32 protein-coding genes are annotated in these 26988 nt (G+C 68.2%); 15 read left to right on the top strand and 17 right to left on the bottom strand.

The features are described 5' to 3' along the window. Window positions 1-98 precede the first annotated feature (98 nt). The 6 genes from ACP15J_RS08225 to xseA form a co-directional block, all read right to left on the bottom strand. Entirely contained in the window at window positions 99-3251 is a 3153-nt protein-coding gene (locus ACP15J_RS08225) for a hypothetical protein (RefSeq protein WP_424936525.1), read from the bottom strand. A 151-nt stretch (window positions 3252-3402) separates the two neighbouring features. Next, entirely contained in the window at window positions 3403-4818 is a 1416-nt protein-coding gene (locus ACP15J_RS08230; protein ID WP_424936526.1) for a class II fumarate hydratase, read from the bottom strand. Window positions 4819-4854: 36 nt separating this feature from the next. Then, window positions 4855-5529: a carbonic anhydrase gene (locus tag ACP15J_RS08235; protein WP_424936527.1), complete on the bottom strand. Its 675-nt coding sequence runs from the start codon at window positions 5527-5529 to the stop codon at window positions 4855-4857. Continuing rightward, window positions 5526-6176 carry a DUF4245 family protein gene (locus ACP15J_RS08240; protein ID WP_424936528.1) on the bottom strand — a complete coding sequence of 217 codons (651 nt, stop codon included), beginning with the start codon at window positions 6174-6176 and terminating at the stop codon, window positions 5526-5528. The genes ACP15J_RS08235 and ACP15J_RS08240 overlap by 4 nt, the downstream gene beginning before the upstream one ends. Further along, complete coding sequence (locus ACP15J_RS08245; protein WP_424980919.1) at window positions 6173-6421, bottom strand: exodeoxyribonuclease VII small subunit; 249 nt, start codon at window positions 6419-6421, stop codon at window positions 6173-6175. The genes ACP15J_RS08240 and ACP15J_RS08245 overlap by 4 nt, the downstream gene beginning before the upstream one ends. Window positions 6422-6436: 15 nt before the next feature. Beyond that, window positions 6437-7768 (bottom strand): exodeoxyribonuclease VII large subunit, encoded by a 1332-nt coding sequence (xseA, locus tag ACP15J_RS08250; protein WP_424936530.1) that lies wholly within the window; start codon window positions 7766-7768, stop codon window positions 6437-6439. Between the two features lie 44 nt (window positions 7769-7812). On the opposite strand from xseA, the gene ACP15J_RS08255 reads away from it, so the two are divergent. Beyond that, complete coding sequence (locus ACP15J_RS08255) at window positions 7813-8886, top strand: 4-hydroxy-3-methylbut-2-enyl diphosphate reductase (RefSeq protein WP_424936531.1); 1074 nt, start codon at window positions 7813-7815, stop codon at window positions 8884-8886. Window positions 8887-8888: 2 nt separating this feature from the next. Further along, window positions 8889-9470 carry a DUF6264 family protein gene (locus tag ACP15J_RS08260; RefSeq protein ID WP_424936532.1) on the top strand — a complete coding sequence of 194 codons (582 nt, stop codon included), beginning with the start codon at window positions 8889-8891 and terminating at the stop codon, window positions 9468-9470. Between the two features lie 139 nt (window positions 9471-9609). Here the strand turns inward: ACP15J_RS08260 and fbaA are convergent, their stop codons facing one another. Then, a complete protein-coding gene (fbaA, locus tag ACP15J_RS08265; protein WP_197220464.1) occupies window positions 9610-10638 on the bottom strand; it encodes a class II fructose-bisphosphate aldolase in 1029 nt (342 codons plus the stop codon). Between the two features lie 184 nt (window positions 10639-10822). Between fbaA and glpX the strand changes: the two genes are divergently transcribed. Both glpX and ACP15J_RS08275 read left to right on the top strand, forming a co-directional pair. Beyond that, on the top strand, window positions 10823-11809 hold the full coding sequence (gene glpX, locus ACP15J_RS08270; RefSeq protein WP_424936533.1) for a class II fructose-bisphosphatase: 987 nt from the start codon (window positions 10823-10825) through the stop codon (window positions 11807-11809). A 220-nt stretch (window positions 11810-12029) separates the two neighbouring features. Further along, window positions 12030-12242, top strand: coding sequence for a hypothetical protein (locus ACP15J_RS08275; RefSeq protein WP_197220257.1), 213 nt, complete (start codon window positions 12030-12032; stop codon window positions 12240-12242). Window positions 12243-12348: 106 nt separating this feature from the next. On the opposite strand, the gene ACP15J_RS08280 is transcribed toward ACP15J_RS08275, so the two are convergent. From ACP15J_RS08280 to ACP15J_RS08290, 3 genes are all read right to left on the bottom strand, one after another. Further along, a complete protein-coding gene (locus tag ACP15J_RS08280) occupies window positions 12349-13698 on the bottom strand; it encodes a DNA recombination protein RmuC (protein WP_424936534.1) in 1350 nt (449 codons plus the stop codon). A 65-nt stretch (window positions 13699-13763) separates the two neighbouring features. Next, window positions 13764-14171: an ankyrin repeat domain-containing protein gene (locus tag ACP15J_RS08285; protein ID WP_424936535.1), complete on the bottom strand. Its 408-nt coding sequence runs from the start codon at window positions 14169-14171 to the stop codon at window positions 13764-13766. Window positions 14172-14214: 43 nt separating this feature from the next. Further along, a complete protein-coding gene (locus tag ACP15J_RS08290; RefSeq protein ID WP_424936536.1) occupies window positions 14215-14808 on the bottom strand; it encodes a 3'-5' exonuclease in 594 nt (197 codons plus the stop codon). A gap of 81 nt (window positions 14809-14889) precedes the next feature. Here ACP15J_RS08290 and ACP15J_RS08295 point away from each other — a divergent pair, with 81 nt between their 5' ends. Further along, complete coding sequence (locus ACP15J_RS08295; protein ID WP_424936537.1) at window positions 14890-15627, top strand: class I SAM-dependent methyltransferase; 738 nt, start codon at window positions 14890-14892, stop codon at window positions 15625-15627. A 39-nt stretch (window positions 15628-15666) separates the two neighbouring features. Here ACP15J_RS08295 and ACP15J_RS08300 read toward each other — a convergent pair whose 3' ends face one another. Then, window positions 15667-16956 (bottom strand): HIRAN domain-containing protein, encoded by a 1290-nt coding sequence (locus ACP15J_RS08300; protein WP_424936538.1) that lies wholly within the window; start codon window positions 16954-16956, stop codon window positions 15667-15669. 148 nt (window positions 16957-17104) lie between these two features. On the opposite strand from ACP15J_RS08300, the gene ychF reads away from it, so the two are divergent. Continuing rightward, window positions 17105-18178, top strand: coding sequence for a redox-regulated ATPase YchF (ychF, locus tag ACP15J_RS08305; protein ID WP_424936539.1), 1074 nt, complete (start codon window positions 17105-17107; stop codon window positions 18176-18178). 162 nt (window positions 18179-18340) lie between these two features. On the opposite strand, the gene ACP15J_RS08310 is transcribed toward ychF, so the two are convergent. Beyond that, window positions 18341-19147: a hypothetical protein gene (locus ACP15J_RS08310; protein ID WP_197220014.1), complete on the bottom strand. Its 807-nt coding sequence runs from the start codon at window positions 19145-19147 to the stop codon at window positions 18341-18343. A gap of 54 nt (window positions 19148-19201) precedes the next feature. Then, on the bottom strand, window positions 19202-19438 hold the full coding sequence (locus ACP15J_RS08315) for a hypothetical protein (protein ID WP_424936540.1): 237 nt from the start codon (window positions 19436-19438) through the stop codon (window positions 19202-19204). A 339-nt stretch (window positions 19439-19777) separates the two neighbouring features. Here ACP15J_RS08315 and ACP15J_RS08320 point away from each other — a divergent pair, with 339 nt between their 5' ends. The 6 genes from ACP15J_RS08320 (at window position 19778) to ACP15J_RS08345 (ending at window position 22611) form a co-directional block, all read left to right on the top strand. Further along, window positions 19778-20191 carry a helix-turn-helix domain-containing protein gene (locus ACP15J_RS08320; RefSeq protein ID WP_424936541.1) on the top strand — a complete coding sequence of 138 codons (414 nt, stop codon included), beginning with the start codon at window positions 19778-19780 and terminating at the stop codon, window positions 20189-20191. Window positions 20192-20272: 81 nt separating this feature from the next. Continuing rightward, a complete protein-coding gene (locus ACP15J_RS08325) occupies window positions 20273-20812 on the top strand; it encodes a VOC family protein (protein ID WP_424936542.1) in 540 nt (179 codons plus the stop codon). 93 nt (window positions 20813-20905) lie between these two features. Then, window positions 20906-21187, top strand: a complete 282-nt coding sequence (locus ACP15J_RS08330) for a type II toxin-antitoxin system RelE/ParE family toxin (RefSeq protein ID WP_197219987.1) — start codon at window positions 20906-20908, stop codon at window positions 21185-21187. Further along, window positions 21174-21476 carry a HigA family addiction module antitoxin gene (locus tag ACP15J_RS08335; RefSeq protein WP_197219986.1) on the top strand — a complete coding sequence of 101 codons (303 nt, stop codon included), beginning with the start codon at window positions 21174-21176 and terminating at the stop codon, window positions 21474-21476. Before ACP15J_RS08330 ends, ACP15J_RS08335 begins: the two co-directional genes overlap by 14 nt. After that, window positions 21473-21778 carry an antibiotic biosynthesis monooxygenase gene (locus ACP15J_RS08340; protein WP_197219985.1) on the top strand — a complete coding sequence of 102 codons (306 nt, stop codon included), beginning with the start codon at window positions 21473-21475 and terminating at the stop codon, window positions 21776-21778. Before ACP15J_RS08335 ends, ACP15J_RS08340 begins: the two co-directional genes overlap by 4 nt. 164 nt (window positions 21779-21942) lie before the next feature. Then, a complete protein-coding gene (locus ACP15J_RS08345) occupies window positions 21943-22611 on the top strand; it encodes a hypothetical protein (protein ID WP_424936543.1) in 669 nt (222 codons plus the stop codon). Window positions 22612-22716: 105 nt separating this feature from the next. On the opposite strand, the gene ACP15J_RS08350 is transcribed toward ACP15J_RS08345, so the two are convergent. Beyond that, window positions 22717-23091, bottom strand: coding sequence for a DoxX family protein (locus ACP15J_RS08350; protein ID WP_197219870.1), 375 nt, complete (start codon window positions 23089-23091; stop codon window positions 22717-22719). A gap of 192 nt (window positions 23092-23283) precedes the next feature. Here ACP15J_RS08350 and ACP15J_RS08355 point away from each other — a divergent pair, with 192 nt between their 5' ends. Both ACP15J_RS08355 and ACP15J_RS08360 read left to right on the top strand, forming a co-directional pair. Next, a complete protein-coding gene (locus ACP15J_RS08355) occupies window positions 23284-23859 on the top strand; it encodes an alpha/beta fold hydrolase (protein ID WP_424936544.1) in 576 nt (191 codons plus the stop codon). A gap of 203 nt (window positions 23860-24062) precedes the next feature. Continuing rightward, entirely contained in the window at window positions 24063-24881 is an 819-nt protein-coding gene (locus tag ACP15J_RS08360) for a DNA-formamidopyrimidine glycosylase family protein (RefSeq protein ID WP_424936545.1), read from the top strand. Window positions 24882-24978: 97 nt separating this feature from the next. Here ACP15J_RS08360 and ACP15J_RS08365 read toward each other — a convergent pair whose 3' ends face one another. Next, window positions 24979-25554, bottom strand: coding sequence for a 1-acyl-sn-glycerol-3-phosphate acyltransferase (locus ACP15J_RS08365; protein WP_424936546.1), 576 nt, complete (start codon window positions 25552-25554; stop codon window positions 24979-24981). Window positions 25555-25621: 67 nt separating this feature from the next. Here ACP15J_RS08365 and ACP15J_RS08370 point away from each other — a divergent pair, with 67 nt between their 5' ends. Beyond that, window positions 25622-26263, top strand: a complete 642-nt coding sequence (locus ACP15J_RS08370) for a DUF1345 domain-containing protein (protein WP_424936547.1) — start codon at window positions 25622-25624, stop codon at window positions 26261-26263. Here ACP15J_RS08370 and ACP15J_RS08375 read toward each other — a convergent pair. Both ACP15J_RS08375 and ACP15J_RS08380 read right to left on the bottom strand, forming a co-directional pair. Continuing rightward, window positions 26256-26501, bottom strand: a complete 246-nt coding sequence (locus ACP15J_RS08375; protein WP_424936548.1) for a helix-turn-helix domain-containing protein — start codon at window positions 26499-26501, stop codon at window positions 26256-26258. The two genes, ACP15J_RS08370 and ACP15J_RS08375, sit on opposite strands and share 8 nt — an antisense overlap. Next, a complete protein-coding gene (locus ACP15J_RS08380; protein WP_424936549.1) occupies window positions 26501-26986 on the bottom strand; it encodes a DUF2975 domain-containing protein in 486 nt (161 codons plus the stop codon). Before ACP15J_RS08380 ends, ACP15J_RS08375 begins: the two co-directional genes overlap by 1 nt. Window positions 26987-26988 lie beyond the last annotated feature (2 nt).

Below are 26988 nucleotides of genomic sequence, written 5' to 3' on the forward strand. Positions count from 1 at the left end.
CCGAAGGCCGGCCTCCCCGAGAACGCGAAGGAGGCGGCGAGGTCTACCTCGCCACACCTTCCGACCCGGCTCACCTCATAGCCGGTCGTCGGCGAGGATCACGGGAGGCATTGCCCGCCGTGAGGGGTGTCGCTCTCCTCGGGGTTCCGCACACAGGGCAGGGGATAGGTCATGGGGTCGAAGGGCGCACCCGTGTCGCGGAGCACTGCATTGGTCAACGGGAGGCCATAGACCTGACTGAGGTAGGTGACCCAGGTGCGCACCTCGCCGCGCCCGAGGAGACGCTCGAAGCGGACGACCTCGGCGACGTCGATCGCGGAGGTGAACGTCGTGGCTCCGATGCTCGCGGCGCCGATCGTCATCCAGGGGACCGGGGGCGTCTCCAGGGGGAACGTCGCCGGCTGGCCTTGCACCGGCTCCGTGGCGAGATTCCCAAGACAGAAGTTGATGCTCCCCGATACCTTGCGGACGCCGTTCTCGACGTACCACCGGGTCGCGAAGACGCGCCAGGAGCCGATGCCGTACCCGGAGCCGCCGTCGAAGGCGCCATAGTCGACGACCCGCGTCCCCCAGATGCTTCCTCCCACCTGGTGCGGGAGCTTCTCGTAACCGTTGTCGCCCAGATAATGGCTTTGCAGCGCATTGCCGTCGATCCGGGAGGCGGGCCCGTTGGGTCGCATCTTCCCATCCGCGTCTGCATGGCCGATCAGCTGCGACCACTGGGCGGGTCCGTCCCGTCGGTCCCCGACCTGGCCGTCGCGGACACGCGCCACGACGATGACGGTGAAGCTGCTCGTCGAGGTCGCCGCCGGCACGGGAAGGACCAGTTGCGTCTTCGCCCCGCGATCGAAGCGCAGGGCCGGACGTCCGCCTGGGCCGTCGCAGATCAGGCGCGGTCGTGCGTCCAGGGGTGTGTTCCACCCCGAGAGCGTGCGGAGAGCGGGATCGAGGGTGACGGCGTCGGGGCCGTTGGGGATGGCGGACTTCCACGTGCCCACACCCTCATAGGTGGCGGCGATCACGTCCTCTGCCCGAAGCCAGGCTGACGGAGTGGCTCCTCCGGCCGGCGCCTGCCGGGCGGGGGCGGTGTAGCTGACGGTGACGGGATCGGAGAACGGTCCATTGCCTTTGGTCGCTGTGCTCCCGAAGAAGCGATAGCTGTAGGTGGAGCCGGAGGCGACCCGGTCGATCATCCCCTTGGACTTGGCAGGGTCGAAACCGAGAAGGCTAGTCCATGTCGACGCGGCTGTCGCGACCCCGTTCGTGCGCTGCACGCTGTACCAGTTGTACGCCGAGCCACCCCCGTCGGCCATGTCCCAGCTGAGGTTCACTCGGTTGCCGGGGAGAGCGACCCCGCGGAGGGTAGGTTTCGCGATGGGGCGCGGCCCCTTCGCCATCCCGTCGATCTCCGGGATGCCGCGCACCTCCCAGACGACAGCCTTCCGAGCGGCACCGGGAAAAGCCGGGTAGAGGCGGAGCACGCTGTCACGCTCGAGCGCCTCGGTGTCGATGTAGGCGCCGGAGGAGCTGATGAAGGCTCCGCTCTCGTCCGTCGTCTGGGCGCCGTTGTCGATCGTGTAACGGTTCCAGGTGAGTCCGCCGTCGACGCTCGTGAAAGCGAAGAGCGAGGACGTGGGAAAGGGGGTCCCTGCATAGCCTTGCTCGCCGGGGACGTAGGTGTTGCCGTTCATGTCATGGTCGTCCACCTCGGCTGCCACGACGACGACCAGGCCCGAGGACGTGTATGCCATCGTGGGCATGGCGGCGTGGAGGCCGTCGCGGTGGGGGACGAGCTTTGTACGGGTGACGGCGCCGGTCTCGGGGTCGACCCGGGCGACCCACGTCGAGCGATGACGCCTGTTGTCCTCGATGCTGGCGCCGGGACTCTCATCGGGATCGGCCCACGCGGCGCCGACGATCGGCACCCCGCCCGCGCCGACCGCGACGCGTGCCCCGACAGCGTTGTTTCGCATGTGGTGGGGTGTGCTAGCGGTGAAGGGCGGTCCGGGAAAGACCACCTTCACATTCCCGGGAACCAGCACCGAAGGGTTCGCGGGGTCGTACATCGGCGGACGGAACGTCTCGGGAGCAATCCCCGTCGACGGGTCGCTGCCGGGCTGCCGCCAGGTGTGCCCGCCGTCGTCGGAGCGCATGATCGAGATGTCACGGCGCGGCCAACCGTTGGTCTGTCGGTCCTCGGACACCATGAACTCCGGGACGGTGTACATGATGGACGACGTGCCGCTCCCCTTTGCGAAGGCGATGTCGTGACCGTAGACCGCCAGGGTGTCGCCAGGGACCAGGTCGTCTCTGCCTCCCGGAGTCGGGTAGGTCCCGTGGGCCATCGGATGGGTGAGGCCGGGAAGCACCCACGGCCCGGCTCCCGTGTCGCGGCGCCTCGTGTTCGGACGATCGACACGGACGAAGGTCTGCCGCTCCGACACCCATCGGAGGAGCAGGACTTGAAGCTCGTTGCCTCGGGCCACGAGGTAGAGATGTCCGGTGTAGGGGTCGCGGAAGAACCGTCGGTAGTAGGAGGAGTTGTTGACGGAGCCCGGAGAGGACATCACCGTCGACCATGCGTCCTCTGTCCGCCCCGATGTCGCCTTGACGGCGTGAGGGCGCGTCGATCGCTGCAGGTAGAGCCCGGTGCTGTTCGCGTAGGTCGGTCCGTGCGACGAGGCGTGGGCGATCACCGTTCCCTCCTCGGTGACGGCGACCGACGCGCCGCGATGGCCGACGTTGGTGGCGTCGTACCAGGCTGTCATGACCTCCGCCGCCTCTTGGGCATGTCGGTTGTTCTTCGGATAACGGACGACAGTGAGCTTCCCCCACAGCACCCATGATTGTGGCTGGGCCTCGGGGACGAACAGCGTGTCGGCGACGTAGACGGCGTCGGCATCGGACCAGATCGGGTTATGCAGTCCGATGGTGGACGGCACTCGTCCCGCTGCAGCGTCGCCTTTGACGGTGACCCAGCCGTCCTGGGTCACCTGAGGGCCTTGAGGTGGGAAGATGCTGCCCGTCGAGTTCAGCGAGGCGAGGACCGTTCCCGTCACGGTCAGCACCGTGGTCTTCGGCGTCACGTTCGGCGGGAGGGCGCCCCCCGCCGGCGCGCCACCGCGAACGCCCTCCACAGCGTTCGCGGCGGGGCTGGCGGTCAGCGCGGCGGCGGTGATCCCGGCACCGACACCGAGGAATCCTCGTCGACTCACTCCCTGCGGAACGGCATCGTCTGTTGTCTCGGTCATCTATGCTCCTCGATTCGGGACTTCACGCCGAACGTAGCGAGCGAGGGGTCGTCGGCTCAAGGCCGGCGCGTCGCTCATCGTCGCGCGGCCGATACCCCGAAGGGGCCGAGAGGACGGATCCTCTCGGCCCCTTCGGGGATGATGACGGGCGTCAGCCGGCGTGCGTCATCGACAGCAGATCGAGCTTCTGGTCCAGCACGTCGAGGGTGATCTCGCCGCGCTCGACGTAGCCGAGGTCGATCACCGCGTCGCGGATGGTGATGCCCTTGGCGACGGCGTGCTTGGCGATCTTGGCGGCCGCCTCATAGCCGATGACCTTGTTCAGCGGGGTCACGATCGACGGCGACATGCCGGCGAAGGCCGCAGCACGCTCGAGGTTGGCCTGCAGCCCGTCCACGGTCTTGTCCGCGAGCACCCGCACGGCGTTGGCGAGCAGCCGGATGGACTCCAGGAGCGCGGTTCCCATGACCGGGATCGCGACGTTGAGCTCGAAAGAGCCAGAGGCGCCCGCCCACGCGACGGTCGCGTCGTTGCCGATCACCCGCGCGCAGACCATCAGCACGGCCTCGGGGACGACCGGGTTGACCTTGCCCGGCATGATCGACGAACCCGGCTGCAGGTCGGGGATGTGCAGCTCCCCGAGCCCGGTGTTGGGCCCAGAGCCCATCCAGCGGAGGTCGTTGTTGATCTTCGTCAGCGAGACGGCGATCGTGCGCAGGGCGCCGGACGCCTCGACGAGGCCGTCGCGGTTGGCCTGGGCCTCGAAGTGGTCCTTGGCCTCGCTGATCGGGAGCTCGGTCTCGGCCGCGAGGAGCGCGATGACCTTCTGCGGGAAGCCCAGCGGGGTGTTGATCCCCGTGCCGACCGCGGTGCCGCCGAGCGGCACCTCCGCGACGCGCGGAAGCGCGGCCCGCACGCGCTCGATCCCGAGACGGACCTGGCGGGCGTAGCCGCCGAACTCCTGGCCCAGGGTGACCGGCGTGGCGTCCATGAGGTGGGTTCGACCGGACTTGACGGCGTCCTTCCACAGCTCGGCCTTCGTCTCCAGAGCGACGGCGAGGTGGTCGAGCGCGGGGATGAGCGTGTCGATGAGCGCCTGGGTGACGGCGATGTGCACCGAGGTCGGGAAGACGTCGTTGGATGACTGCGAGGCGTTCACGTGGTCGTTGGGATGCACGTTCGCGCCGAGGATCCGTGTCGCGAGCGTGGCCAGGACCTCGTTCATGTTCATGTTCGAGGACGTGCCGGACCCGGTCTGATAGGTGTCGACCGGGAACTCGCCGTCGTGTCGTCCCGCCGCGACCTCGTCCGCGGCCTGGGCGATCGCGTCGGCGATGGCGCCGTCGAGCGTCCCCAGCTCCTTGTTCGCGAGGGCCGCGGCCTTCTTGATGCGGGCGAGCGCGGCGATCTGCGTGGACTCCAGACCCTTCCCCGAGATGGGGAAGTTCTCCACGGCACGCTGGGTCTGTGCGCCGTACAGGGCGTTCACGGGCACGCGCACCTCGCCCATGGTGTCGTGTTCGATGCGGTACTGCGCTTCTTCGCCGCTGTGCTGGGTGTCGGTCACTGCTTGTTCCTCCGGATGTGACGGGAAATGCGGCCGCTAGGCCGAGGTGGCGAGGGCCGCGTCGTCGGCGAGGCCCACGGAGACGATGGGCACTGCGGTGCCCTCGGTGAGTCGGTAGTTGGCGCCGACGATGCCCAGGCGCCCCTCGGCGACGGCGGCACTGATGAGCTCGGACGACTGCAACAGGTCGGCGACGGTGTTGCGCAGATGCTCCCGTCCGACGAGCTCGGCGTCGATGTCCTCGGGCGTCGTCCCTCCGGTCTGGGCCAGCACCTTGCGGGCGGCGGGGATGATCGGGGCGATGAGCTTCCAGATATGCGGCGGAAGCGGCGTCGCGTCGATCGCGGTCCCGTCGATCGCGGCCCGCACCGCGCCGCAGCTGTCATGCGCGAGGACGACGATCAGAGGGACGCCGAGGACCTCGACCGCGTACTCGAGGCTCGCGACGATCGACTCGCCGAGCACCTGCCCGGCGTTGCGCACGACGAAGAGGTCGCCCAGTCCTTTGTCGAAGATGATCTCGGCGGACAGTCGCGAGTCCGAGCATCCGAAGAGCGTGGCCATCGGCGCCTGGCCCTCGGCGAGCTCGTGCCTCTTCCCCACATCCTGGTTCGGGTGGGCGGGCATCCCCGCGACGAATCGACGGTTGCCGTCGAGCATCTGCCGCCAGGCCTCGTCGGGGGTCAGCCGGGGGAGCGGCCACGTGGTCATCGTGCCTCCTGCAGGGCGTCGAGCTGGGGGGAGATCTCGGTGGCGAGTGCTGCGGCAGCCTTCACGCTCAGCGAGCCGTAGATGAGGACGTAGTCGGCGCCGGCCTGCGTGCCGATGGCGTAGGAGACGTTGCCCGTGTCGTCGGGACGGGCGATCTTGTACTCGTCCCATTCCCGGCCGGCGATGGTCACGGTCCCGGCCGCGGCCGTGCCCTTGAGCGGGGAGGCCGCCCATGTGGCGGTGGCGCGCATGGCCTGGGCGATGTGCGCGAATCCGCGGGCGGTCTCGTCGGTCGGGGCGATCGTCACGTCCCAGACCGGAACCGATCCGCCGACCAGCTCCGCCCTGTTGACCGCCCAGCCATCGGGGACAACGGGGACGACCACCGGGTGGCCGACGGCGGTCTCGGCGTTCGCGGCGATGCCGGAGAGGTCCACAGGTGGGCGCGGGGCGGGCTCGCCCCGCGGGACGATCAGCACGATCACGAGGACGAGGGCGAGGGTCACGATGATCGCCGCGATGAGCCCGGTGAAGGTCTGGCTCGACCGATACGCGGCGGAGGAGGCGGCCTTGCGCTCGGCGGTCTCCTGAGGGGTCTCCGGTCGGCCGAGCTCTGCGACGACCGGGGCGCTGTCGCGACGGCTCACGAGGGGCTCCCCTCCGTGTCGGCGCGGGCGGCGTCAAGGCGCCGTTTGGCGCCGAGGAGCCACTCCTCGCATCGCGCGGCGAGGGCCTCGCCGCGCTCCCAGAGGGCGAGAGACTGCTCAAGCGTGGGCGCGCCCTGCTCCAGCTCCGCCACCACCCGGACCAGTTCGTCCCTGGCCTGCTCGAAGGTGAGCGTCGCGGGATCGGCGGGACGCGTCGCCCCCGGGCTCGCGGACTCCTCGCTCACGGTCACCCCTCCATCCTAGCCGCGCGGGGTCGACGTCCCGCTTTGGCGCCCGTCCGGTGCGGGGGAGGGAGCGGTGGTCTCAGGGACCTCGCCCTCGGAGACCGCGCGGAGCGAGCCGCGGTCGACGGTGATCGTGAGCGGCACGCCGGCCGGGGCCGCTGCCGCGTCGCGGAGGATCACGCCGCCGTCGAGGTGCGCGATCGCGTAGCCGCGGGCGAGGGTGGCGGCGGGGGAGAGCGCGCGGAGCGAGGCGCGCAGCTCCGCGGTGTGCCTCGCTCCCTCGTCCCGGAGCCGGGAGACCGACTCGCGGCCGCGTGCGACGAGGAGATGGACCTCTTGCGCGCGACGATCGATGAGCGGCTCAGGGGAGCGGAGGACAGGGCGTGATCGTAGCTGCTCGAGCTGGGCAATGTCATGGGTGACGCGCTGCACGACACGGGAGAGGGCGCGCGTGCGCAGCTGTGCCACGAGGGTGCGCTGCTCGCCGACGTCGGGGACGACCCGTTTCGCCGCGTCCGTCGGAGTGGAGGCTCGGAGGTCGGCGACGTCGTCCAGAAGCGGATGGTCGTTCTCGTGCCCGATCGCGCTGACGACCGGAGTCGTCGCTCCGGCCACGGCGCGGATCAGCCGCTCGTCGCTGAAGCCGAGCAGCGTCTGTGGATCGCCGCCGCCCCGGGCGATGACGATGACGTCGACCTCGGGGTCGGCGTCGAGGGCGCGCAGCGCCGCGAGCGTCTCGGGCACGCAGCGCTCGCCCTGCACCGCCGCATGAACGGTACGGAACCTCACCTGCGGCCACCGCAGCTCGGCGTTGCGGTGCACGTCCTTCTCCGCGTCGGAGTTCTCCCCGGTGATCAGCCCGATCACGTGGGGGAGGAAAGGGAGGCGTCGTTTGCGCGCCGGATCGAACAGCCCTTCCCTGCGCAGCTGTGCACGAAGCCGCTCCAGACGCTCCAGCTGGTCGCCGAGTCCGACGTGCCTCATCGACGAGACCGCGAAGCCGAAGTCGCCGCTCTTGACGAAGTAGTCGGCTTTCACCGCGGCGACGACGTGGTCGCCCACAGACAGGTCCCCGGGGATCCGGGGGCGGACGCTCGACCAGATCCGGATCGAGATCTGTGCGTCCGAGCGGGTGTCCTTGAGGCGGGCGAACACGTTGCCGCCCCGGAGGTTCCAGGCGGTGATCTCGCCCTCGACCCAGACCGTGTTCCACCGGGCGACGAAGTCGCGGATCGTCGCGTTCAGACGCGCCACGGAGGTGGGCGCGTCGGCCGTGGAGTCGCGGGGAGCGACCGAATCAGCCGGAGGGGCCTCTCCGGGCACGGGGACGGGCTCGAAGGAGGTCATCTCCAGCTCCTCCTCGGGTGCCACGCCGGTAGACTCGGCATGTGATGTCGACTGCTGTCCCGCTGCCCGTGCCGCAGGTGCCTCGTGCCCGCCGGACCGCGCCGCGAGAGCGCCTTCAGGATAACCCGGTGAACGGGCGCAAGCGTGTGCTGCTCGCGGCGCCGCGCGGATACTGCGCCGGTGTGGACCGGGCCGTCGTCGCGGTGGAGAAGGCCCTGCAGCGTTATGGCGCGCCGGTGTACGTGCGCAAGCAGATCGTGCACAACATCCACGTCGTCACGGAGCTCGAGGCTCAGGGAGCAGTGTTCGTCGACGAGGTCGACGAGGTGCCGGAGGGCGCCCACGTCGTCTTCAGCGCCCACGGTGTGTCGCCGGCCGTCGTGTCGGCGGCGGCCGACCGGGGACTGCACGCGATCGACGCGACCTGCCCGCTGGTCACCAAGGTCCACCGCGAGGCGGTGCGGTTCGCTCGCGACGACTACGAGATCCTGCTCATCGGGCACGAGGGGCATGAAGAGGTCGAGGGGACCGCAGGAGAGGCGCCGGACAACGTCACGATCGTCAACTCCCCGGACGAGGCGGACACGGTCGAGGTCAAGGACCCGTCCAAGGTTGTCTGGCTCTCGCAGACGACGCTGTCGGTGGACGAGACGATGGAGACGGTGAACCGGCTTCGCAGCCGGTTCCCCGAGCTGCACGACCCGCCCTCGGACGACATCTGCTACGCGACGCAGAACCGTCAGGTCGCGATCAAGAAGGTCGCCGCCGAGGCCGACCTGGTGATCGTCGTCGGATCCGCGAACTCCTCCAACAGCGTCCGGCTCGTCGAGGTCGCGCTGGAGCACGGGGCGAAGGCCGCGTATCGCGTGGACTACGCCGACGAGGTGCGTCAGGAGTGGCTCGAGGGCGTCGTGACGGTCGGCGTGACCAGCGGCGCCTCGGTGCCCGAGGTGCTGGTGGAAGAGGTGCTCACCGCGCTCGCCGAGGCCGGATACGGCGACGTCGACGAGGTCCGCACGGCCGAGGAGGACCTCATGTTCTCGCTGCCGAAGGAGCTCCGCCAGGACGTCTCCGGTCAGCGCGACGAACGAGCGCTCGGCGGAAGGGTCGGCCGCTGACCGTGTCCGAGCCCCGTCCGCAGTTCGGTGAGTACGCCTCGCCCGAGGAGCAGAGCCGTCGGGCCGGACGGGAGTTCGTCCCGACGAATGCGCTCGCCCCGGGCGTCACCGCGCCGTCCTCCGTCGCCGCGTCACCGCCCGGCCGGGCGGTGGTCGGTGCGCATGATGCAGACACGAACGGGGCTGCGGATACCACCGCGGAGCGCCCGGTCCGGCCGATCGACCGTGCGGCGACCATCGCGCTCCTCGCCTATGGCCTTGTGAACGTGATCCTCACCGTCATCTCCTATCGTGACGTCCCTCGTCTGATGGACCAGAGCCTGGAGATGCTCGGGGTCGGCGGGAAGTTCACCAGCTTCGAGGCCGGACGGACCTGGGGCACGATCGCATCGGTCGTCCTCATCGCAGGGTGGACGGTCACGGCCGCCTGGGCGGTGACATGGCTGCGCAGGCGACGACTGACGTGGTGGATCCCGGTCGTCGGTGCCGTCGTCTTCACGATCGCGGCCGCGATCTGCCTCACCGTGCCGATGTTCGGCGATCCTGCGTTCGTCTCCTATCTGGACACGATCCGCGGCGGCTGACCAACTGCCTGGGTCTCGACCCGCCGCTCGATGAGCCGTTAGCCTGCCATCCGACGGGCCGAAACGGATACGGCGGCGTGGATGCGGCGATGCCCCGGCTCGCAGGATCCAGGGCATCGCCGCATCCACGCGGAAGTCGTCAGCTCTGCGACTTCCCGAACGAGCCGAGCTGACGGGTCGACTCGGCCACTCGGGCGGCCATCGCCGACTCGGCGACCTTGCCCCAGGCGCGCGGGTCGTAGACCTTCTTGTTGCCGACCTCGCCGTCCACCTTCAGGACGCCGTCGTAGTTCGAGAACATGTAGCCTGCGATCGACCGGGTGAAGGCGTACTGGGTGTCGGTGTCGATGTTCATCTTCACGACGCCGTTCGCGACCGCGAGCGCGATCTCCTCGTCCGTCGACCCGGAGCCGCCGTGGAAGACGAGGTCGAGCGGCTTCGGGCCGGTGCCGTACTTCGCCGCGACCTGCTCCTGGATCTCGCCGAGCAGCTCGGGGCGGAGCTTGACGTTGCCCGGCTTGTACACGCCGTGCACATTGCCGAAGGTGAGGGCGGCGATGTATCGGCCCTGGTCGCCGAGGCCGAGGGACTGGACGGCCTGGTCCACGTCGGCGAAGGTGGTGTAGAGCGCATCGTTCGAGCCCTCGTGGCGGACGCCGTCTTCCTCGCCGCCGACCACCCCGATCTCGACCTCGAGAATGGCGTTGATGTTCTTCATTCGCGGGAGGAGATCCTTGGCGATCTCGATGTTCTCCCCGAGGGGGACCGCCGAGCCGTCCCACATATGAGACTGGAAGATCGGGTTGCGGCCGGCCCTCACCTCTTCCTCCGATGCGGCGATCAGCGGCTCGACGAAGCCGGCGAGGGCGTCCTTCGGGCAGTGGTCGGTGTGGAGGGCCACGGTGACGGGGTAGGACTTGGCGACCTCGGTGGCGTACTTGGCGAAGGCGAGGGCACCGGTCGCGCGCGCCTTGACCGTGTGACCCGCGAAGTAGTCGGCACCGCCGGTGGTGACCTGGATGATGCCGTCCGAGCCGGCCTCGGTCAGGCCCTGCAGCACGGCATGGATCGTCTGCGAGCTCGAGACGTTGAACGCGGGGTAGGCGAAGCCGCCCGCCTTCGCGCGGTCGAGCATCTCTGCGTACTGATCCGGGGTGGCAACGGGCATGGCATCTCCTGTGCTGAGCGACGGTTTGCTCTGCCACTCTATCCCCGTGCGATCCGGGGTTCTGATGCCTGATCCGCGGTGGACGACGGGCTGATCTTCAGCCTTGTAAAGAACCTCATATCTTTCGTTGAACACATGTGCAAAACCGCGAATCTCTGCGCGCAGCCGCCCTAGGCTGACCTTCATGGTGAGCCTCACAGCCGATCTCAGCCCTCTTCGCCCCGACCGTAACCTCGCCCTGGAGCTCGTCCGTGCGACGGAGGCCGCGGCCATCCGTGCCGTCCCGTTCATCGGCCGCGGTGCCAAGGAGGAGGCCGACGGCGCTGCGGTCGACGCCATGCGCGCCTTTCTCGGCACCGTCGACTTCGACGGGGAGGTCGTGATCGGCGAAGGGGAGAAGGACAACGCGCCCATGCTCTTCAACGGCGAACGGGTCGGGACGGGCCGTGGCCCTTCCTGCGACATCGCCGTGGACCCGATCGATGGGACCTCGCTCACCGCGGCGGGCCGCCAGAACGCCCTCTCGGTGATCGCCGTGTCCGATCGAGGCACGATGCTCGACGCGTCGAGCATCTTCTATATGGACAAGCTCGTGACGGGTCCGGCCGGCGTCGGCGTCGTCGACATCCGCCTCCCTATCGGCGAGAACATCCGCCGTCTCGCGGGGGCGCTGGACAAGCCCGTCGAGGAGATCGTCGTCTCCGTGCTCAACCGCCCGCGGCATGACGATCTCATCCGGGAGATCCGCGAGGCCGGCGCCGGGACCCGTCTGATGTCGGACGGCGATGTGGCCGGCGGGATCAACGCGGCGCGCCATGGTGCTCGGACCGACATGTGCGTGGGGATCGGTGGCAGCCCGGAGGGGATCGTCACCGCCTGTGCGATCAAGGCGCTCGGCGGTCACATCCAGGGCCGGCTCTGGCCTCGCGACGACGAGGAGCGCCAGCGCGGCATCGACGCCGGGCTCGATCTGGACAAGGTCTACGAGGCCGACGACCTCGTGCAGGGCAACAACACGATCTTCGTGGCGACCGGTGTGACCGATGGCCAGCTCGTGGCCGGCGTGCGCCGCGAGAGCGGATACGTCTACACCGAGAGCGTCGTGCTGCGCAGCGCGTCTGGCACTCTCCGCCGGATCGCCTCGGAGCACCTCGTCTCCAAGTGGCTCTGAACGTCGGCCGCCGGTCTTCGTCCTGAGCCGATCGGCCGCGCACGAGGCGGCCGATCGGTGGTCCGCCGCCTCGTCCCGCTCAGGAGGCGGTCAGTGGAACGTTATCGAGCCGGTACCCCGGATCGGCCGTGGCGTGCGGCGGATCAGTCGATGACTGGCACAATGGAAGCCGTCTGCACCGCATCGGCGCCGGGCGTCGAGCAAGGAGAAGGGCGAGCGGATGACTTCCGAGAACGTGTACCGGCACACGACGGTCACTGACACCGGCACGGTCACCGTCGTCGAGATGGATCCCTCTCGACGCGCTGATGTGCTCTTCCGTGTACGGCGCGAAGAGGGGCACGAGATCAGCTCCTGGTGGATGATCGGCGCCTTCGTGTTGTTCTCCGGCGCGGTGATCGCGATGCTCAGCTTCGTTCCCGGCGGGGCATGACGCCTTTCGGCTCGTTGGTCTGACCCTCTGCGCCATCTCGGACCTCCGATCCCTGCTGTGCAGTGGCTCGCGTCTGCGCGATCTCGGGAGAGCGTGAGGGCATCCTTCATCGGCGACCCTCATCCGCGGCGTGTTCGGTCGGGGCGTTCTCGGCGATCCTCGTTCGGATCTCGCCGAGCTCGGCGCTGATGCCGAGGTCGGGGTCGATGACGGGATCGTTGCCGACGTCGAAGCTCTCCTTTGCTGCTGCGTCGTCATCGGGGTCGAGGTCCGGGGCTGCGTGCGGTGTCGGGACGGTCAGCTCCTCTGCGGTGAGGCGACGGGTCCCCTCGGCGATCATCGCGGGCGCCGTCAACGTGCCGGGGTCGATCCCGGGAAAGCGCCGGGCGGTCACGAGCACGCGGCTCTCAAGGGATCCGGCGAATCTGTTGTAGCTGTCCACTGTGCGCTCAAGGGCACGACGCAGGTCGTCTGCGTGATGGGCGAGCACGCTGAGCCGGTCGTACAGCTGCGTGCCCAGAGAGAGCAGGGTCCGCGCCTCTTCCGACACCTCCTGCTGCGTCCAGGTGTAGGCGACGGTCTTGAGGACGGCCCAGAGGTTGACGGGGGAGGCGAGCGCCACTCGCTTGCCGAAGGCGTGGTCGAGAAGGGTCGGGTCCTCGTCGATCGCGGAGGCGAGGAGCGACTCGCTGGGCAGGAAGCAGATGACGAACTCTGGCCCGGCGTCGAGCCCGGACCAGTAGGCCTTCTTGGCGAGCGCGTCCACGTGTGCGCGCACGGCCTTGACGTGCTGCTGCATGAGCGGCCGGCGCCGCGCGTCGTCGGCGGGGCTCAGGGCGCTGGCCTCCAGATAGGCGTCCAACGGCACCTTCGCATCGACGGCGATCGAGGCTCCGCCGGCGAGGCGGATGACCATGTCCGGCCGTCCTCGCCCGGCGTCGGAGGTGATGGTGGCCTGGAGATCGAAGTCGACGTGCCGGGTGAGCCCTGCCGCTTCCACCACCCGCCGCAGCTGCGTCTCCCCCCAGACGCCGCGGGTCGCGGTGGAGCGCAGGGCGCCCGCGAGCGACTCGGTCGTCGCCCGCAGCGCCTCGTCGGACTCGTGTGCCCGCCGCAGCTGCTCGCTCAACGCGCCGAACTGGGCGTGACGGTCCTGTTCGAGCGCGGTGACGGTTCGCTGCATGACATGCAGCGTCTCGCGGACCGGGGCGAGCGCAGTGAGGACGGCGTTCTCCTGCTGGGTGCGCTCGGCCGCGGCGCGCTGCTCGGCGCGCGCATGCTCGACCGCGTCGCGATAGAGGTCGTACTGACGGTCGCGCTCATCGCGGAGCGCGTCGGCCTCGGCGGCTGTGCGGGCGATCTCCGAGGCCGCCCGGGAGCGGGAGAGGAGCCAGCCCATGGCCACACCGACGACGAGCGAGATCAGAGCGATGAGGGAAACGGGCGTGGCATCCATAGGGGCATGCTGCTCCTGGCCACCGACATCGGGGCGGAAGACGAGGCGGAAGGGTCGGAGCGTCGCTAGGGTCGTGCGGCGTACTCGCCGAGAACCGCCCGCATCCCCGACAGCCCGAACTGCTCTGCGATCAGAGCGGCAGGGTGCCCGCCCGCGTTCTGATCGGCTCCCGCGTCGAGCAGCATCCGCAGAAGCTGCTCGTTGCGCCGGAACACCGCGCAGGCGAGAGCTGTCTGACCGTGGGAGTTGACGGCGTCCGGGTCCGCGCCGCGGTGCAGGAGGTTCGCCACGACCTCCTCCTGCTCGGCATAGGCGGCCACGATCAGGAGCGTGTCTCCGCGGGGGTTGCGGACGTCGAGCGGGACTCCCGCATCGATCATCTCCCCGAGGGGGCCGGTTCGACCGGTACGGGCTAGGTCGAAGGTGCCCTCGATCACCTCGGGGCTGAGGGCGGGCGTGCTCTGGTCCGTCATTCGTCCATTGTCGTGTCCTGTGGCAGGGAGGGTGCTGACCGCGTCAGGCGGCCGCCTGCTCTGCCCTGGGGGTCGGAGCCGCCGCGATGCGCACGCCCAGGGAGGCGGCGAGCTCGTCCACCGAGTCGGCCCCGGAACGTCGCGCGGCGTCGATCACGATCTGGGCGCAGGCGCGGGCGTCCGCGAGGGCGTCGTGATGTGGGAAGGCGTCGAAACCGGCCGCTGCGGCTGCCACGGGCAGTCGGTAGGAGTCGAGGTCGTACACCTTGCGAGCGACATGCAGGCTGCACAGCGAGCGGTAGGGCGGGGGCTCGTCGCCTGTCGCCTCGCAGGCGCGACGGAGCACGTTCAGATCGAACCCGGCGTTGTGCGCCACGAGCACGTCGGCGCCGGCGAACCCGCACAGCCGGTCGAGCTGCTCGCTCCACCCCGGGGCGTCGGCGACCTGCCAGGCCTGGATTCCGTGGATCCGGACGTTCCACTCCTGGAACTCGTCGTGCCCGGCCGGCGGCCGGATGAGCCACCCGCTGCTCGCGACGACTTCTCCGTCGCGGACGCGCACCAGCCCGACCGAGCATGCCGACGCCGGACTGGAGTTCGCCGTCTCGAAGTCGATCGCGGTGAAGTCCAGGGGCACCCGTCCACTCTCTCCCGCTCGGCGGATGACGCGGCGCAGGCGCGCCGGGGTCACGTCGATGCGCAGGCGTAGCCTGAGGACATGGACACGGAACGCGCGACGAGCTTCGGGGCGGAGACCGGCAACTACGACGCGGGGCGACCGGAGTATCCGGCCGACGCCGTCGCGTGGCTGCTGGATCCGTTGCCCTCCGGGACGCGTCGAGTGGCCGACATCGGCGCGGGCACGGGCAAGCTCACCCGGGCGCTGGTCTTGCTGGGCGCCGAGGCCGTGGCGATCGACCCCGATGCCGCGATGCTCGCGGCCCTCTCTCGGAACCTGCCTGACGTCCCGGTGCACGTCGGCACCGCCGAGAGCCTTCCACTGGCGGATGCGAGCGTGGACGCCGCCGTCTTCGGCCAGTCCTGGCACTGGGTCGATCAGGCGTCCGCGTCGAGGGAGGTCGGACGGGCCGTCCGTCCGGGCGGTGTGATCGGAGCGATCTGGAACGTCCGCGACGAGCGCGTGGACTGGGTGCGGCGCCTGACCGCGATCATGCACGGAAGCCCCGCCGAGCGGATGGTCGCCGACGGAGGACCGCGTTTCGTGGCGCCGTTCGGCGGCGTGGAGTCGTGGCGTGGGGAGTGGTCGCGTCCGATGACCCGTGCGCAGCTGCATGCGATGGCCCGCTCGCGCAGCTACATCATCACCGCGCCCGCTGAGGAGAAGGAGCGCGTGGCGCGGGAGATGGACGCGCTGTTCGACGAGATCGGACTCGTGGGGGAGGGGACCGTCGACCTGCCGTACGTCACTGTGGCCTTCCGGGCCCGCCGCGCCTGATCATCGCCGGCGCGCTCGAGATGAAGTTCTATTCATCGTTTAGTCGTCCCACATTGGTTCGTGCATCCTGGCTCGAATCTCGGCATCGTCGGCCTCGGAGTCGATCTCAGGTCGGGAGTTGGTCCCGTGCAATCGCGGAACGGTGTGCACGGACTCAAACCACTCGGTTGGGAGTTCGTGTGCCTTGGTGGCGTGGGTCGTAACCTGAGCTGCAATCGCGTTGCCTCTTACGCGCAACCAGACGGCAGCTATCAGACCTTGCTGATCGAGGTGAAGCACCGTTGGAGCAAAGTGTTGACTGGAGACCGGTGTGAGCTGTCCGATCCGTTCGCCATCGATTCGGATTTCGATCAGACTTTTCGGAGCTTTAGCGGAACCGCCACGAATGATTGAGAGCGTGCCGATCACCAAGGCGTCGCCGTTCGCAGTCACGTACTCGGCGAGGATCTCCTGGTGATTCTCCTCTCCGGTCACCTGCAGCGAGCCGCCCCAGGGGAGCATGCTGTAGCCCTCAAAAGGTGGATCATTGATCGGTAGGAGGAGATGTGCGTCGTTGAGGGCGACACGGACGTTCGCGTGGTGGCGGAGTTTGCGGGTGTCCGAGTAATCGCGCCGCGCGACAGCCCAGATCCGGGCGCCGACCGCCGGAACGAAGCCCGCCTGGACGACTTGTTGTGCGACTGGTTGGATAACCGCGGCGACTTCCTTTTCGAGATAGCCAACGTGATGTCCGCCGATCATCACCTTGACGGCGTTTCGATCATGGGGATTGGAAGGCTCGGGAACCAGCAGGGCGACGAGTGAATCATCGACGATCTCCTGATCGAGCTTTGGGCTCCTGCCGAGTGCTCGATGCACCTCATCTATGCGCGCGAACTCGCCGGCAACCTCAGTTTCGGGGCGTCCGTTGCAGCCTGGCAGATAGAATGGCGGAAAAGACACTGCACGGGCTTCGAGCTCTTTCGCTTCGCGGAGCGCGCGTGCTTTGGCCTCGAGTCGTTCGCGAGCTCGACTTTCTTCGAGTTCCCTTTCCTCACGCTTCCGTTGGGCTTCGCGACGGGCTTCCACCTCTCTTGCGAGCCTCTCCAGTTCGGCCCGTTCACGTTCGCGCCGCGCTGCTTCCTCTCGTGCCGAGCGTGCCTGTTGGCGCATCTCGCGGCGAGTCATCGGGCGCTCCGCGCTCTGAACCGGAAGCTGCATAAGCGGATCGGTCCCCTGAACGCCGTTGTCTGCGACGTGGTCCGTCCAGGTGCTCCCGTCCCAATAGCGGTATTGATGGCGGCCCGTCGGGTCCGGGTGCCAGTCTGCCAGGGGAATTTCGTTGCTCATCATGATCCTGTCCAGGGGAGCGCGTTATCGGAGGCGCAATCTTGATTTGATCATGGCACTACCTCGGCGAAGAAACCTGCCCAACTGCTGGAGTAGTCGGCCTCACGCCGAGCACGGAACGTCGCGTCCGCCGGTAGACTCGTGCCCCGTGGCTCTCACCATCGGAATCGTCGGACTGCCCAACGTCGGCAAGTCCACCCTCTTCAACGCCCTCACCAAGAACGACGTGCTCGCGGCGAACTATCCGTTCGCGACGATCGAGCCGAACGTCGGCGTGGTGAGCCTGCCTGACCCGCGGCTGGACGTGCTCGCCGGGATCTTCGGCAGCGAGCGGATCCTCCCCGCGACGGTCTCGTTCGTCGACATCGCCGGCATCGTCCGTGGCGCGAGCGAGGGGGAGGGACTGGGCAACCAGTTCCTCGCCAACATCCGTGAGGCCGACGCGATCGCGCAGGTCGTGCGGGGCTTCGCGGACGACGACGTCGTGCACGTGGACGGGTCGGTCAACCCGGCTTCGGACATGGAGACCATCAACGCCGAGCTCATGCTCGCCGATCTCCAGACGTTGGAGAAGGCCCTCCCTCGGTACGAGAAGGAGGTGCGGGGGAAGAAAGCCGACCCTGCCGTCCTCGACGCCGCCAAGGCTGCGAAGGACGCCCTGGAGCGAGGCCAGTTGCTCTCCACCAGCGGCATCGACCTGGCGCCGGTCAGGGAGCTCGGCCTGCTGACGTCCAAGCCCGTGATCTTCGTCTTCAACGTGGACGAGGCGGTGCTCACGGACGCTGCCCGCAAGGCGGAGCTCGCGGCGCTGGTCGCGCCCGCGCAGGCGATCTTCCTCGATGCGAAGATCGAGTCCGAGCTCATCGATCTCGACCCCGCCGACGCCGCCGAGCTCCTCGCCTCGACCGGTCAGGACGAGTCCGGCCTCGACCAGCTCGCGCGCATCGGCTTCGACACCCTGGGACTGCAGACCTACCTCACCGCCGGCCCCAAGGAGGCGCGGGCCTGGACCATCGGCAAGGGCTGGAAGGCGCCGCAGGCCGCAGGCGTCATCCACACCGACTTCGAGAAGGGCTTCATCAAGGCGGAGGTCATCTCGTTCGACGACCTCGTCGAGACCGGCTCCGTCGCCGAGGCCCGCGCCAAAGGCAAGGCCCGCCTGGAGGGCAAGGACTACGTCATGCAGGACGGCGACGTGGTGGAATTTAGGTTCTCGAACTGATTCTGGGTCGGTTGTTCTTGGTTCGAGTCCAGGTACTCCAGTAAGACAGATAGCCCAGGAGATCCGCTTCAAAACGGATCACCGGGCTTCATTTGTGCGAGGTCGCCGCGAGCGCATCCCCGGGGAAATCCCCGGAAACTGCGCAGTGTCTTGCGCCCTTCGCTACTCGGTCGGGCCGAGCTGTTGTTCCAGGAACTCGGCGTAAACAAACTTCCAGTGGCTCAGCTGGATCAGCGAGTCGTAGACATCCATCTCGAACATCCCTGCCCACACGTCGTCCTTCTTCTGCCCCATCTTGCCAGCGGCAGCTCGCTTTCGATTCCAGTGCACGTGGCCCGTGTACATGGCCTCGTTGATGACATCGATCGGTTTACCAGAATGGTGCAGCGACATGGCGAGTTTGGTATCGAACCCTTGGATGGTACATGCCAGTATGTCGGCCATTTTGATCAGGTATCCGTTCATCAGCTTGTTCTGGATGAGCCGATAACGGTTGTGTCGCTTGGCGGCGATGGGATCGATCTCGTTGAGCCTCCGCCCGACGATTCTCCACACCTTCTGGAAGCTCCCATCTTCATCGGACTTCTCCAACTGGCGCAGGGTAACAAGCGCTCCTCGCATCGTGTCGGCCGGGGGTAGGTTGCGCTCAACTTGTCCTCCGCCAGACTCTTGCGCATGGAACGTTATTCCGCCGTCGAAGCTCAGCACGGTCATGGAGGCCAGGTCGCGGCACGTGTGCACGAACTGTTGAAGCAGTTCGACCTCGTCCTGCGAGTAGTTCGCCCTCGGGAAGCTGTCGGGGTCAGGTACATGAAAGACCTGCCGCAACATCTTCCACCAATACTGAAAAGCCTCAGGCCGTTGCGCATATTGGGAGTAGGGCGCGCGCGATTCAGGCGTCTGGCGCAGGAGCCAGGCGCGGAACGGCTCAGTGTGAAGAGTGACGGTATCGGTATTCGGGTCGGGCATGGTACCTCGGTGGTTATGGCATCGTGCTGCGCGGGTGCGCGTTCAAGCTGCACGCTACAGCTGGCCACTGACATTGCCGATCTGCGGAACCGGAGCGGCGGCGGGACGGCTCGCGACTGCGGCGAGGCGGGCCATGTCGTCGGTGTGGTCGGCGCTGAACAGGTTCAGGTAGCGCTTGTGCATGGCGGCGATATCGGCGTGGCCCAGATACTCTGCTCTACTCGAAGAGGCACGTAGCTCGCAGCGATACTGCTCACATGCGAGTACCGGATGGGGCAGGAAGGCGGACAAGATGCCTATCTGTAACGTAACCTGGTGGAGTTCCGCTTCAACGTCTGACGTCTGGTCGATGAGAACGCCGTCAGGGGGACGTGCCGCGGATGGAGCGCATGTACGAAGAGCATCAGCCCGACTCGCCCGTCCTGCAGTGCGTGTGGCAAGCGCGGGCGACGAAGGATGAACGTTACCTCGTCCCGGCGGTCGAGTACTGGGATCTGTGGTTCGCCCGTGCACCTGACGGAAAGGTGCGCGCGGGCCTGGCTGGTCCGACTCGGCCACCGCTGGGTCCGCTCGACGATCGGGGAGCATAGTTGGGGCGTTCAGCTGAAGGCTCATGTCGTCCTGCCTGGAGTGAGCAAGCAGCTCCTGCTCGGCGGTGAGCAGCAGCTCGTTGTCGAGGCCGGGCACGTCGTGATCGCGCAGCATGTCGTGGCGTTCCCGGAATTCGACCTTGAGGCCTTCGCCGATCGCCTTCTGGAGCTCGATGTCCTGCGCTGCGACGACGATGTCCTGCGCCTGCTCTCCGGCGATGATGCGGGATACTCGGAGCGGCACCGGCAGCGCCGGGTGCGCGCCGCAACCGGCCTCACGCGCAAGCAGATCGAGCAGCTGTCCCGAGCCCGGGAAGCGTTCACCCTGCTGCTGCAGGGGGTGTCGCCGAGCGAGAGCGCCGCGCGGTGCGGGTTCGCGGATCAGGCGCACTTGACCCGCTCGTTGAGAGCTTTCCACGGCCAGACACCGGCCCAGGTGCTGTCGAGCCGATGATGGCGGAAACGTTCAATACCGTCACTGTCACCGGATGATGGACTGAGGACGTCGCATCCACCGCCAGTACAGGAGCAAACGATGTCTGCACCCGCCGCCCCCGAGGGCTATGCCACCGTCAACCCGTTCATCATCACCACGAACGCCGATGAGCTGACCAGGTTCGTGATCGAGGTCTTCGGCGGCGAGGAGCGCGCAGAGGCCCGCACGATCGATGAGGACGGGTTGCTGCTGCAGGCCGAGGTGCGCGTCGGTACGACCACCATCATGCTCGCCGAGCGCAAGCCCGACTGGCCTTTCACGCCGAGCTTGCTCCAGGTCTACGTCGATGACCTCGACGCGGTGCTCGAGCGCGCTCTCGCGCGCGGGGCGCGTCTGGTCACGAAGCCGACCGACTTCTTCGGCACGCAGTTCGCTCGCGTGCAGGACTCGAGTGCGAACCTGTGGTGGATCTGGCAGCACGGTGATGCGGTCTGGGCCGCCGAAGACGGCGAGAACGAGTGGGCGGCCGAGGGCGCCATCGAAGGATGGGGTGGGGTGTCGCCCGAACTCGCCTACATCCACGACACCCCGCTGGAGGCGATGACCGCCTTGCGCGACCCGAGGGGCTCGCAGCACTGACCAGGGCTGTCAGTCAGAGGTCGCTCCGTCCGCAACGTGCGGTTCCAAGTTAACGCCTAGCGTTATTGACGCGGGGCGTTATATGATGGGTGCGTGATCAGGTCGTTCGGGAGCAAGGAGACCGAACGACTGTGGAGTCGTGAACGCGTCCCGTCGATCGATCCCCGGATCCACTCGGTGGCGCTGCGTAAGCTTCGCCAGGTGGGATCTGCGCAGTCGCTTGACGATCTGCGCGTCCCGCCGGGCAACCGGCTCGAAGTGCTCAGGGGCGATCGGCTCGGCCAGCACAGCATCAGGATCAATGACCAGTGGCGGATCTGCTTCGTGTGGACAGACGCTGGACCAGAGGAGGTGGAGATCGTTGACTATCACTGACAAGATTCCTCCGATTCACCCGGGTGAGGTGCTCATGGAGGACTTCATCAAGGGGTTCGAGATCACGCAGAACCGCCTCGCGGTGGCGATCGGGGTGCCTCCACGGCGTATCAACGAGATCGTGCACGGCAAGCGGGGCGTTACCGCGGACACCGCGTTGCGCCTGGCGAAGTACTTCGGTACTTCTGCGGAGTTCTGGGTCAATCTGCAGAGCCACTACGAGCTCGACCTCGCAGAGGACGTTGCGGGGGCGCAGATCGCGTCGATCACGCCGTTGAAGGTCGCGTGAATGCGATCCGTCTGACGGGGCGTCTTCTCTGCGCTGACAAGATCGAGGCGGCTATCGTTCTGCGCCATCTCGATCAGCACATCGCGCTCACACGTGCGGAACCGGGATGTCTTCAGTTCAACGTCGAACCGACAGGTGACCCGCTCGTCTGGACGGTCCGCGAGAGGTTCGTAGATCAGACAGCGTTCGACGCGCACCAGTCGCGCGTCAGAGCAAGCGAGTGGGGTCGAGCGACTGCACGCATCAAGCGTGGCTATGTGATTGTGCCAGACGTGATGGTGTCAGACGCTGACGAACGGTGACGTCGCGCTCGAGGGTTGACGTCGCCCTGCGACGCGACGCGGTAGAGGAGCTCCGCTTCAACGACTGATCCCGGAGGCAGAGCGCTGTCGAGCCCCGAGGCAGGGCACAGGAGCGCAGTCGTGCACGCCCCGTCTATGCGGTTGCGGGCCCCTAGACTTCCGCTGTGCATGATGCTCCCCCCAGCACCCGGAGCACCGGGAAGATGCTCCTCATCGCTGTGGCTGTCGTGGCGGTAGGCGTGCCCTTCGTGCTCGCGGCGTGGATCGGCCTCATCTTCCTCGCGGAGCACCTCGAGCTGAATCTGACCGCGAACGAGGTGTTCGCCTGGCTCCTCGCGGTGATCGTCGCGTCCGTGCTCTGGCCGATCGCTTTGCGCGCGACGCATCGGCTGTTCTGGGGGCAGCGCCAGCGCAAGCTCGGAGGCCCAGACCCGGCCAAGGGTGTTCCCGGGCCGCCCGTGCCGAAGGTCGGCGTGACGCGTGGCGATCGTCTGGGGCGCATCACCGTCGTCGTTCTCGGCGGGCTTGCGCTGCTGGTCATCAGCGGCTCACAGGAGATCACCGCGCTGCTCACGGTCGGGATCGGCTCGGCGAGCAGCGGCCCGCGCTCGGCGTGGCTGCTGCTGCAGCTGGCGGTCTTCCTGCTGCTCTTCGCCCTGTTCCTGCCGGCCCTGTGGCTGACCGATCGCGTGCTGAGGAAGGTTCCGCGGACGGATCCACGCCGGATGGCCCTCGAGATCCGGCAGGACTGGTACCTCGCCGCTGTGACGGCGTGGGTGATGTGCCTGATGCTCGGATACCTCTTCGCCTATCTCGTGCTCACCCGCCTCTGAACGTCGGGTTTCTCGGCAAGTGACCACCACCGTCGAGCGAACGCAGGGCTCGTACCGCCGGGGTCCTCGGCGAGCGATGCGGGCAACGGCCGACAGCAGTGTCCGTCAGCCGAGCGGGAACGGCCCGAAGCGGCCCCAGGCGATGAAGAGCATGGCAGCGAGGAAGACGAGATCACCGAGGAGTTCCTTGTGCTCCGCCCGGCGGATCCGCTCGGTGACGGCGCCCGCCATGTAGAGGGCCATGCCCGAGGCGGCCATCGGAACGAGGACCGGCGCGATGTTCAGCAGCGCGGGAAGGATCAGTCCGAGCCCGCCGAGGATCTCGACGACCCCCATGAACTTCACGTTGCCTGGCGTGAAGTCCAGCGGCCAGCCCAGCTTGGCTCCGTACTTCTCATAGGGAGCGACAAGTTTGACGATGCCGCCTGCGACGAACCCGATGGCGAAGACGGCCGCGACGACCCAGAGTGCGATGTCCATGGTCAGCCTTTCCGATTGCGATGCGTACAGAGAGTAAGACGAGTTGTCGTCGCCGTGCGTGTCAGGGCCACGGCAGGGAAGAGTATCGGACGGCGGGCGAGGGCGCTCCGGCTCCCGGTGTCCTCGCTCTCTCGCCGGGTAGGCTCTTTGCGGGAAGATCCCGTCCGCAGGCAACCCCGCAGAGAGACGAGAATGACGCAGAACAGCATCTTCGAGCCCGACGGCCGCGCCGTCCCGTACTTCGACGAAGGGCACGGGGAGGGCCCGGCCCTCGTCCTCATCCCTGGGCGTGGCCTCGAGGGAGGAGCGCTGGGCTCGGTCGCGCACATCCTCGCCGAGGAGGGATACCGCGTCGTCCGGATCGGAGCCCGCCGCGTGTCCGACGACAAGCAGGTGACGCGCGAGGAGTGGATCGAGGACGTCCTCGCGGTGATGGACCACATCGGCCTCGGCAGCGCCTGGATCGGCGGGCACGGTGTCGGCGGCACGGTCGCCCGTGCCCTCGCCGCCGCGCACGTCGATCGCGCGGACGGCCTGCTGCTGCTTGCCGTGGAGGACGAGGACATCGCCCTCCCGTCGAGCCTGCCCGTGCTCATCATCCAGGGCAGCGATGACGAGGTCATGCCACCGGCGAACGGCGAGAAGCTGCGCGCCACGGCGCCGGAGCGGGCGAGCCTGGTGACGATGGCCGGCGGAGAGCACCTGTTCCCGGTGACGCACGCGGTCGACACCGCCTTCGCGATCGAGGACTATCTCGCCTGGGACTGAGCCCCCGGAATTGAGTCCTCGGCACTCAGCACCCGAGGCGGAACGGCCGGGGCGGAAAGGTCGGGGCGTGCAACGGTAGCCGGCGGCTCGGGCCTCGGCTGAGCTCGCCCGGCGCGGCAGGGCGTCACCGCGGGACGGCGTGACGCGCAGGCCTCACGGAACTCGCCCCCCTGGATGTCGACGTCGGGTGTCAGGATAGGCGCATGCCGGAGTCGCCAGAGGTGCAGGCGCTGGTCGAGTTCCTCGACGAGCGGATGAGCGGTCGTGCCGTGGCCGGGGTCGAGGAGGTCGACCCGCGGGCGCTGAAGACGAGGGAGCGTCCGCCGGCCGGACTCATCGGCGCGCGGATCGCTGCCGTGCGCCGATACGGCAAGCACCTCGCCCTGGACACGGACGCCGGCTGGCTCGTCGTGAGCTTCGGGCGCAACGGATGGATCCGGTGGAACCCTGGCGACGGCGCTCCCGCGGGCGCGGCGCAGCGGGTCGCCAGGATCGTGCTCGACGACGGCGCGCGGGCGGATATCGTCGAGACCGGTGACTTCCTGGCCGTGGGGCTGTGGGCGGTGGATGCGCCGGCGGACGTCGCTGCCATCGCCGCGCTGGGTCCTGATCCGCTGGCGTCGGACTTCGTCGCGGACGACCTGGAGCGGGCTCTGGGGACGCGACGCAAGCAGCTCAAGGCCTTGTTGCAGGAGCAGCGCTCTCTCGCGGGGATCGGCAACGCCTATTCCGACGAGATCCTGCATCGCGCGCGACTGTCTCCGACGGTCCACGCCGCCGCTCTGTCCCGGTCCGAGCGCGAACGCCTCTTCGTGGCGATGATCGATGTCCTGCGCGGAGCGGTCGACGATCGGCGAGGGCTCCCGCCCGATCGCCTCAAGCAGGCGAAGGTCGCGGCGATGATCGTGCACGGTCGGGGAGGGACGCTCTGTCCGGTCTGCGGCGCCACGATCGTGGATCGCGTCTTCGCCGGCGCGTCCGCTCAGCTCTGCCCGGTCTGCCAGGCAGGCGACGAAAGGTGAGCATGACGCGCTTTCGTCTCCACGGCGGAGGCTGCGTAGGCAGGGATCGCGGCCGAGGCAGCGCGAGATCCTGATCGCTGTCCGACGGGAACGCTGGTCAGACGGCGACCTTCTCCTCACGCAGCCGGGGTGTGACGCGACGGGCGGGATGGAACCCCGCCTTGTCGGCATAGAAGGCGCGGATCACGTCCATGTCCGCCCCGACGTCGCCGGTGAGCTCGATCGTCGGCCCGAGACCGGTCGTCATCGTCGTCCGATCGACGTAGCCGAGGGTGACCGACATGCCGGTCTCGCGCGCGATCCGGTAGAACCCGGACTTCCAGTGCTCATGCGCGCCCCGAGTGCCGTCGGGGGTCACGACGAGCCCGAAGACCTCGCCGGAGCGCACGCGCGCGACGACGCCCTCGACGACCCGCCCCGGATCCGCACGATCGACGGGGATGCCGCCAAGCCTGCGCATGATCGGGCCGCGCCAGCCGGCGAAGAGGCTCTTCTTGCCGAGCCAGCGCACGTCGACGCCGAGCCGCCACGCGATCGCGAGCATCAGCACGAAGTCCCAGTTCGACGTGTGGGGAGCGCCGACGAGGACCGTCGGTCGGGTCGGCGCCGGCTCGCTCGCGAGCCTCCAGCGGCTGAAGGCCCAGAAGAGGCGGGAGAGGAGGCGTCGGAACATCCCGCAACGATAGGCCACCGCGTATGCAGTGCACGGCATGCGTCGGCGCCCGCGCTAGCATCCCGACATGAGCAACATCTCGCGTGCCCATCTGCTGCGGGTCCGGGCGCTGGTGTCTCTCGTCGTGGGGGTCGCTGTCGGGGCGATGGCGGGCCCAGGACTCGGGGTCGCCGCAGGGGTTCTCGCCGGATGGGGTGCCCTCGCCCTCGTGAGCACCGTGTGGGTGCTGGCGGTGGTGTGGCCGATGGATGCGGCCCAGACCCGATCGCATGCGACGGTCGAGGACCCGGGGCGTCGGGTGGCGCGGGCCATCGCGGTCCTCGGAAGCGTGGCGAGCCTTGCCGCCCTGCTCGTGGTCGTCGTGCAGGCCCGACATGAGCAGGGTGCGACGCAGCTGCTCCTCGCCGGGATCGCCGTGGTGAGCGTCGCCGCCTCGTGGGCGCTCATCCAGGTCGACTACATGCTCCGCTACGCGCGTCTCTACTACACCGCTCCGGTCGGCGGCATCGTCTTCAACCAGGAGGAGAACCCGGAGTACACCGACTTCGCGTACTTCTCGGTCGGTCTCGGCATGACCTACCAGGTCGCGGACACGAACGTCACACAGAACGCGTTCCGTCGTATCGTGATCGCCCAGACGATGCTCGCCTATCTCTTCGGTGCGGTGATCCTCGGGACGATCATCAACCTGCTCACCGGTCTCAGCTGAGACCGGCGTCTGCCGGCTCGTCGCTCTCGGACGAATCGGGCTCCCAGCGGAGGAGGTCGCCGGGCTGGCATTCGAGGACGTCGCAGATCGCGTCCAGGGTGGTGAAGCGCACGGCTTTCGCCCGGCCGTTCTTGAGCACGGCGAGGTTGGCCGGGGTGATGCCGATCCGCTCCGCGAGCGTGCCGACAGACATCTTGCGGCGCGCGAGCATGACGTCGATGTCGACGGTGATGGGCATCAGACCACCTCGTCCAGCTCAGCGCGGAGATGCCGTGCCTCGGTGTCTGTCGACACCGCCTGCGCGAGGAGCGCGCGCATGACGACGACGAGCAAGGCGACGCCGGCGATCACGAGCGAGGCGCCGCAGACGAGGCCGACGGCGCCGGGAGCGGTGTCGCCGAGAGCCAGGACGATCGCGAGGGCGAGAGCGAGCAGGGCGGCGGCGGCGATCGCCCCGATGATGATGTCGACGTAGCGGAACGCGCGATGAGAGAAGACGGCGCCCTGCCCGGTGAGAGTGAGGAGGAACCAGATGCACACGCCGCACACCTGGAGCGTCATCACGCCGAGCACGGCCACGATCACGAGGGCGACCCGCGTCCACGGATCCTCCGCGGTGAGGTCGTTCCAGAACAACGGGACGAAGACCGCCTGCACGACGAGCGACCCGGCGAGGGCGATCACGATGATGGCCTTGAGAGTGGGGACCAGCGGCTTCGGCATGG

It is taken from the genome of Microbacterium sp. S308A+ (assembly GCF_049800815.1).
Classification (GTDB): domain Bacteria; phylum Actinomycetota; class Actinomycetes; order Actinomycetales; family Microbacteriaceae; genus Microbacterium.

Coding starts and splice junctions, on each gene's coding strand:
- ACP15J_RS08355 (WP_424936544.1), top strand. CDS start 23,284: ATGACGCAGAACAGCATCTTCGAGCCCGACGGCCGCGCCGTCCCGTAC.
- ACP15J_RS08255 (WP_424936531.1), top strand. CDS start 7,813: ATGTCGACTGCTGTCCCGCTGCCCGTGCCGCAGGTGCCTCGTGCCCGC.
- ACP15J_RS08225 (WP_424936525.1), bottom strand. CDS start 3,251: ATGACCGAGACAACAGACGATGCCGTTCCGCAGGGAGTGAGTCGACGA.
- ACP15J_RS08310 (WP_197220014.1), bottom strand. CDS start 19,147: ATGCCCGACCCGAATACCGATACCGTCACTCTTCACACTGAGCCGTTC.
- ACP15J_RS08375 (WP_424936548.1), bottom strand. CDS start 26,501: ATGCCCATCACCGTCGACATCGACGTCATGCTCGCGCGCCGCAAGATG.
- glpX (WP_424936533.1), top strand. CDS start 10,823: ATGGTGAGCCTCACAGCCGATCTCAGCCCTCTTCGCCCCGACCGTAAC.
- ACP15J_RS08370 (WP_424936547.1), top strand. CDS start 25,622: ATGAGCAACATCTCGCGTGCCCATCTGCTGCGGGTCCGGGCGCTGGTG.
- ACP15J_RS08325 (WP_424936542.1), top strand. CDS start 20,273: ATGTCTGCACCCGCCGCCCCCGAGGGCTATGCCACCGTCAACCCGTTC.
- ACP15J_RS08360 (WP_424936545.1), top strand. CDS start 24,063: ATGCCGGAGTCGCCAGAGGTGCAGGCGCTGGTCGAGTTCCTCGACGAG.
- ACP15J_RS08280 (WP_424936534.1), bottom strand. CDS start 13,698: ATGGATGCCACGCCCGTTTCCCTCATCGCTCTGATCTCGCTCGTCGTC.
- ACP15J_RS08380 (WP_424936549.1), bottom strand. CDS start 26,986: ATGCCGAAGCCGCTGGTCCCCACTCTCAAGGCCATCATCGTGATCGCC.
- ACP15J_RS08350 (WP_197219870.1), bottom strand. CDS start 23,091: ATGGACATCGCACTCTGGGTCGTCGCGGCCGTCTTCGCCATCGGGTTC.
- ACP15J_RS08275 (WP_197220257.1), top strand. CDS start 12,030: ATGACTTCCGAGAACGTGTACCGGCACACGACGGTCACTGACACCGGC.
- ACP15J_RS08300 (WP_424936538.1), bottom strand. CDS start 16,956: ATGAGCAACGAAATTCCCCTGGCAGACTGGCACCCGGACCCGACGGGC.
- ACP15J_RS08235 (WP_424936527.1), bottom strand. CDS start 5,529: ATGACCACGTGGCCGCTCCCCCGGCTGACCCCCGACGAGGCCTGGCGG.
- ACP15J_RS08295 (WP_424936537.1), top strand. CDS start 14,890: ATGGACACGGAACGCGCGACGAGCTTCGGGGCGGAGACCGGCAACTAC.
- fbaA (WP_197220464.1), bottom strand. CDS start 10,638: ATGCCCGTTGCCACCCCGGATCAGTACGCAGAGATGCTCGACCGCGCG.
- ACP15J_RS08285 (WP_424936535.1), bottom strand. CDS start 14,171: ATGACGGACCAGAGCACGCCCGCCCTCAGCCCCGAGGTGATCGAGGGC.
- ACP15J_RS08365 (WP_424936546.1), bottom strand. CDS start 25,554: ATGTTCCGACGCCTCCTCTCCCGCCTCTTCTGGGCCTTCAGCCGCTGG.
- xseA (WP_424936530.1), bottom strand. CDS start 7,768: ATGACCTCCTTCGAGCCCGTCCCCGTGCCCGGAGAGGCCCCTCCGGCT.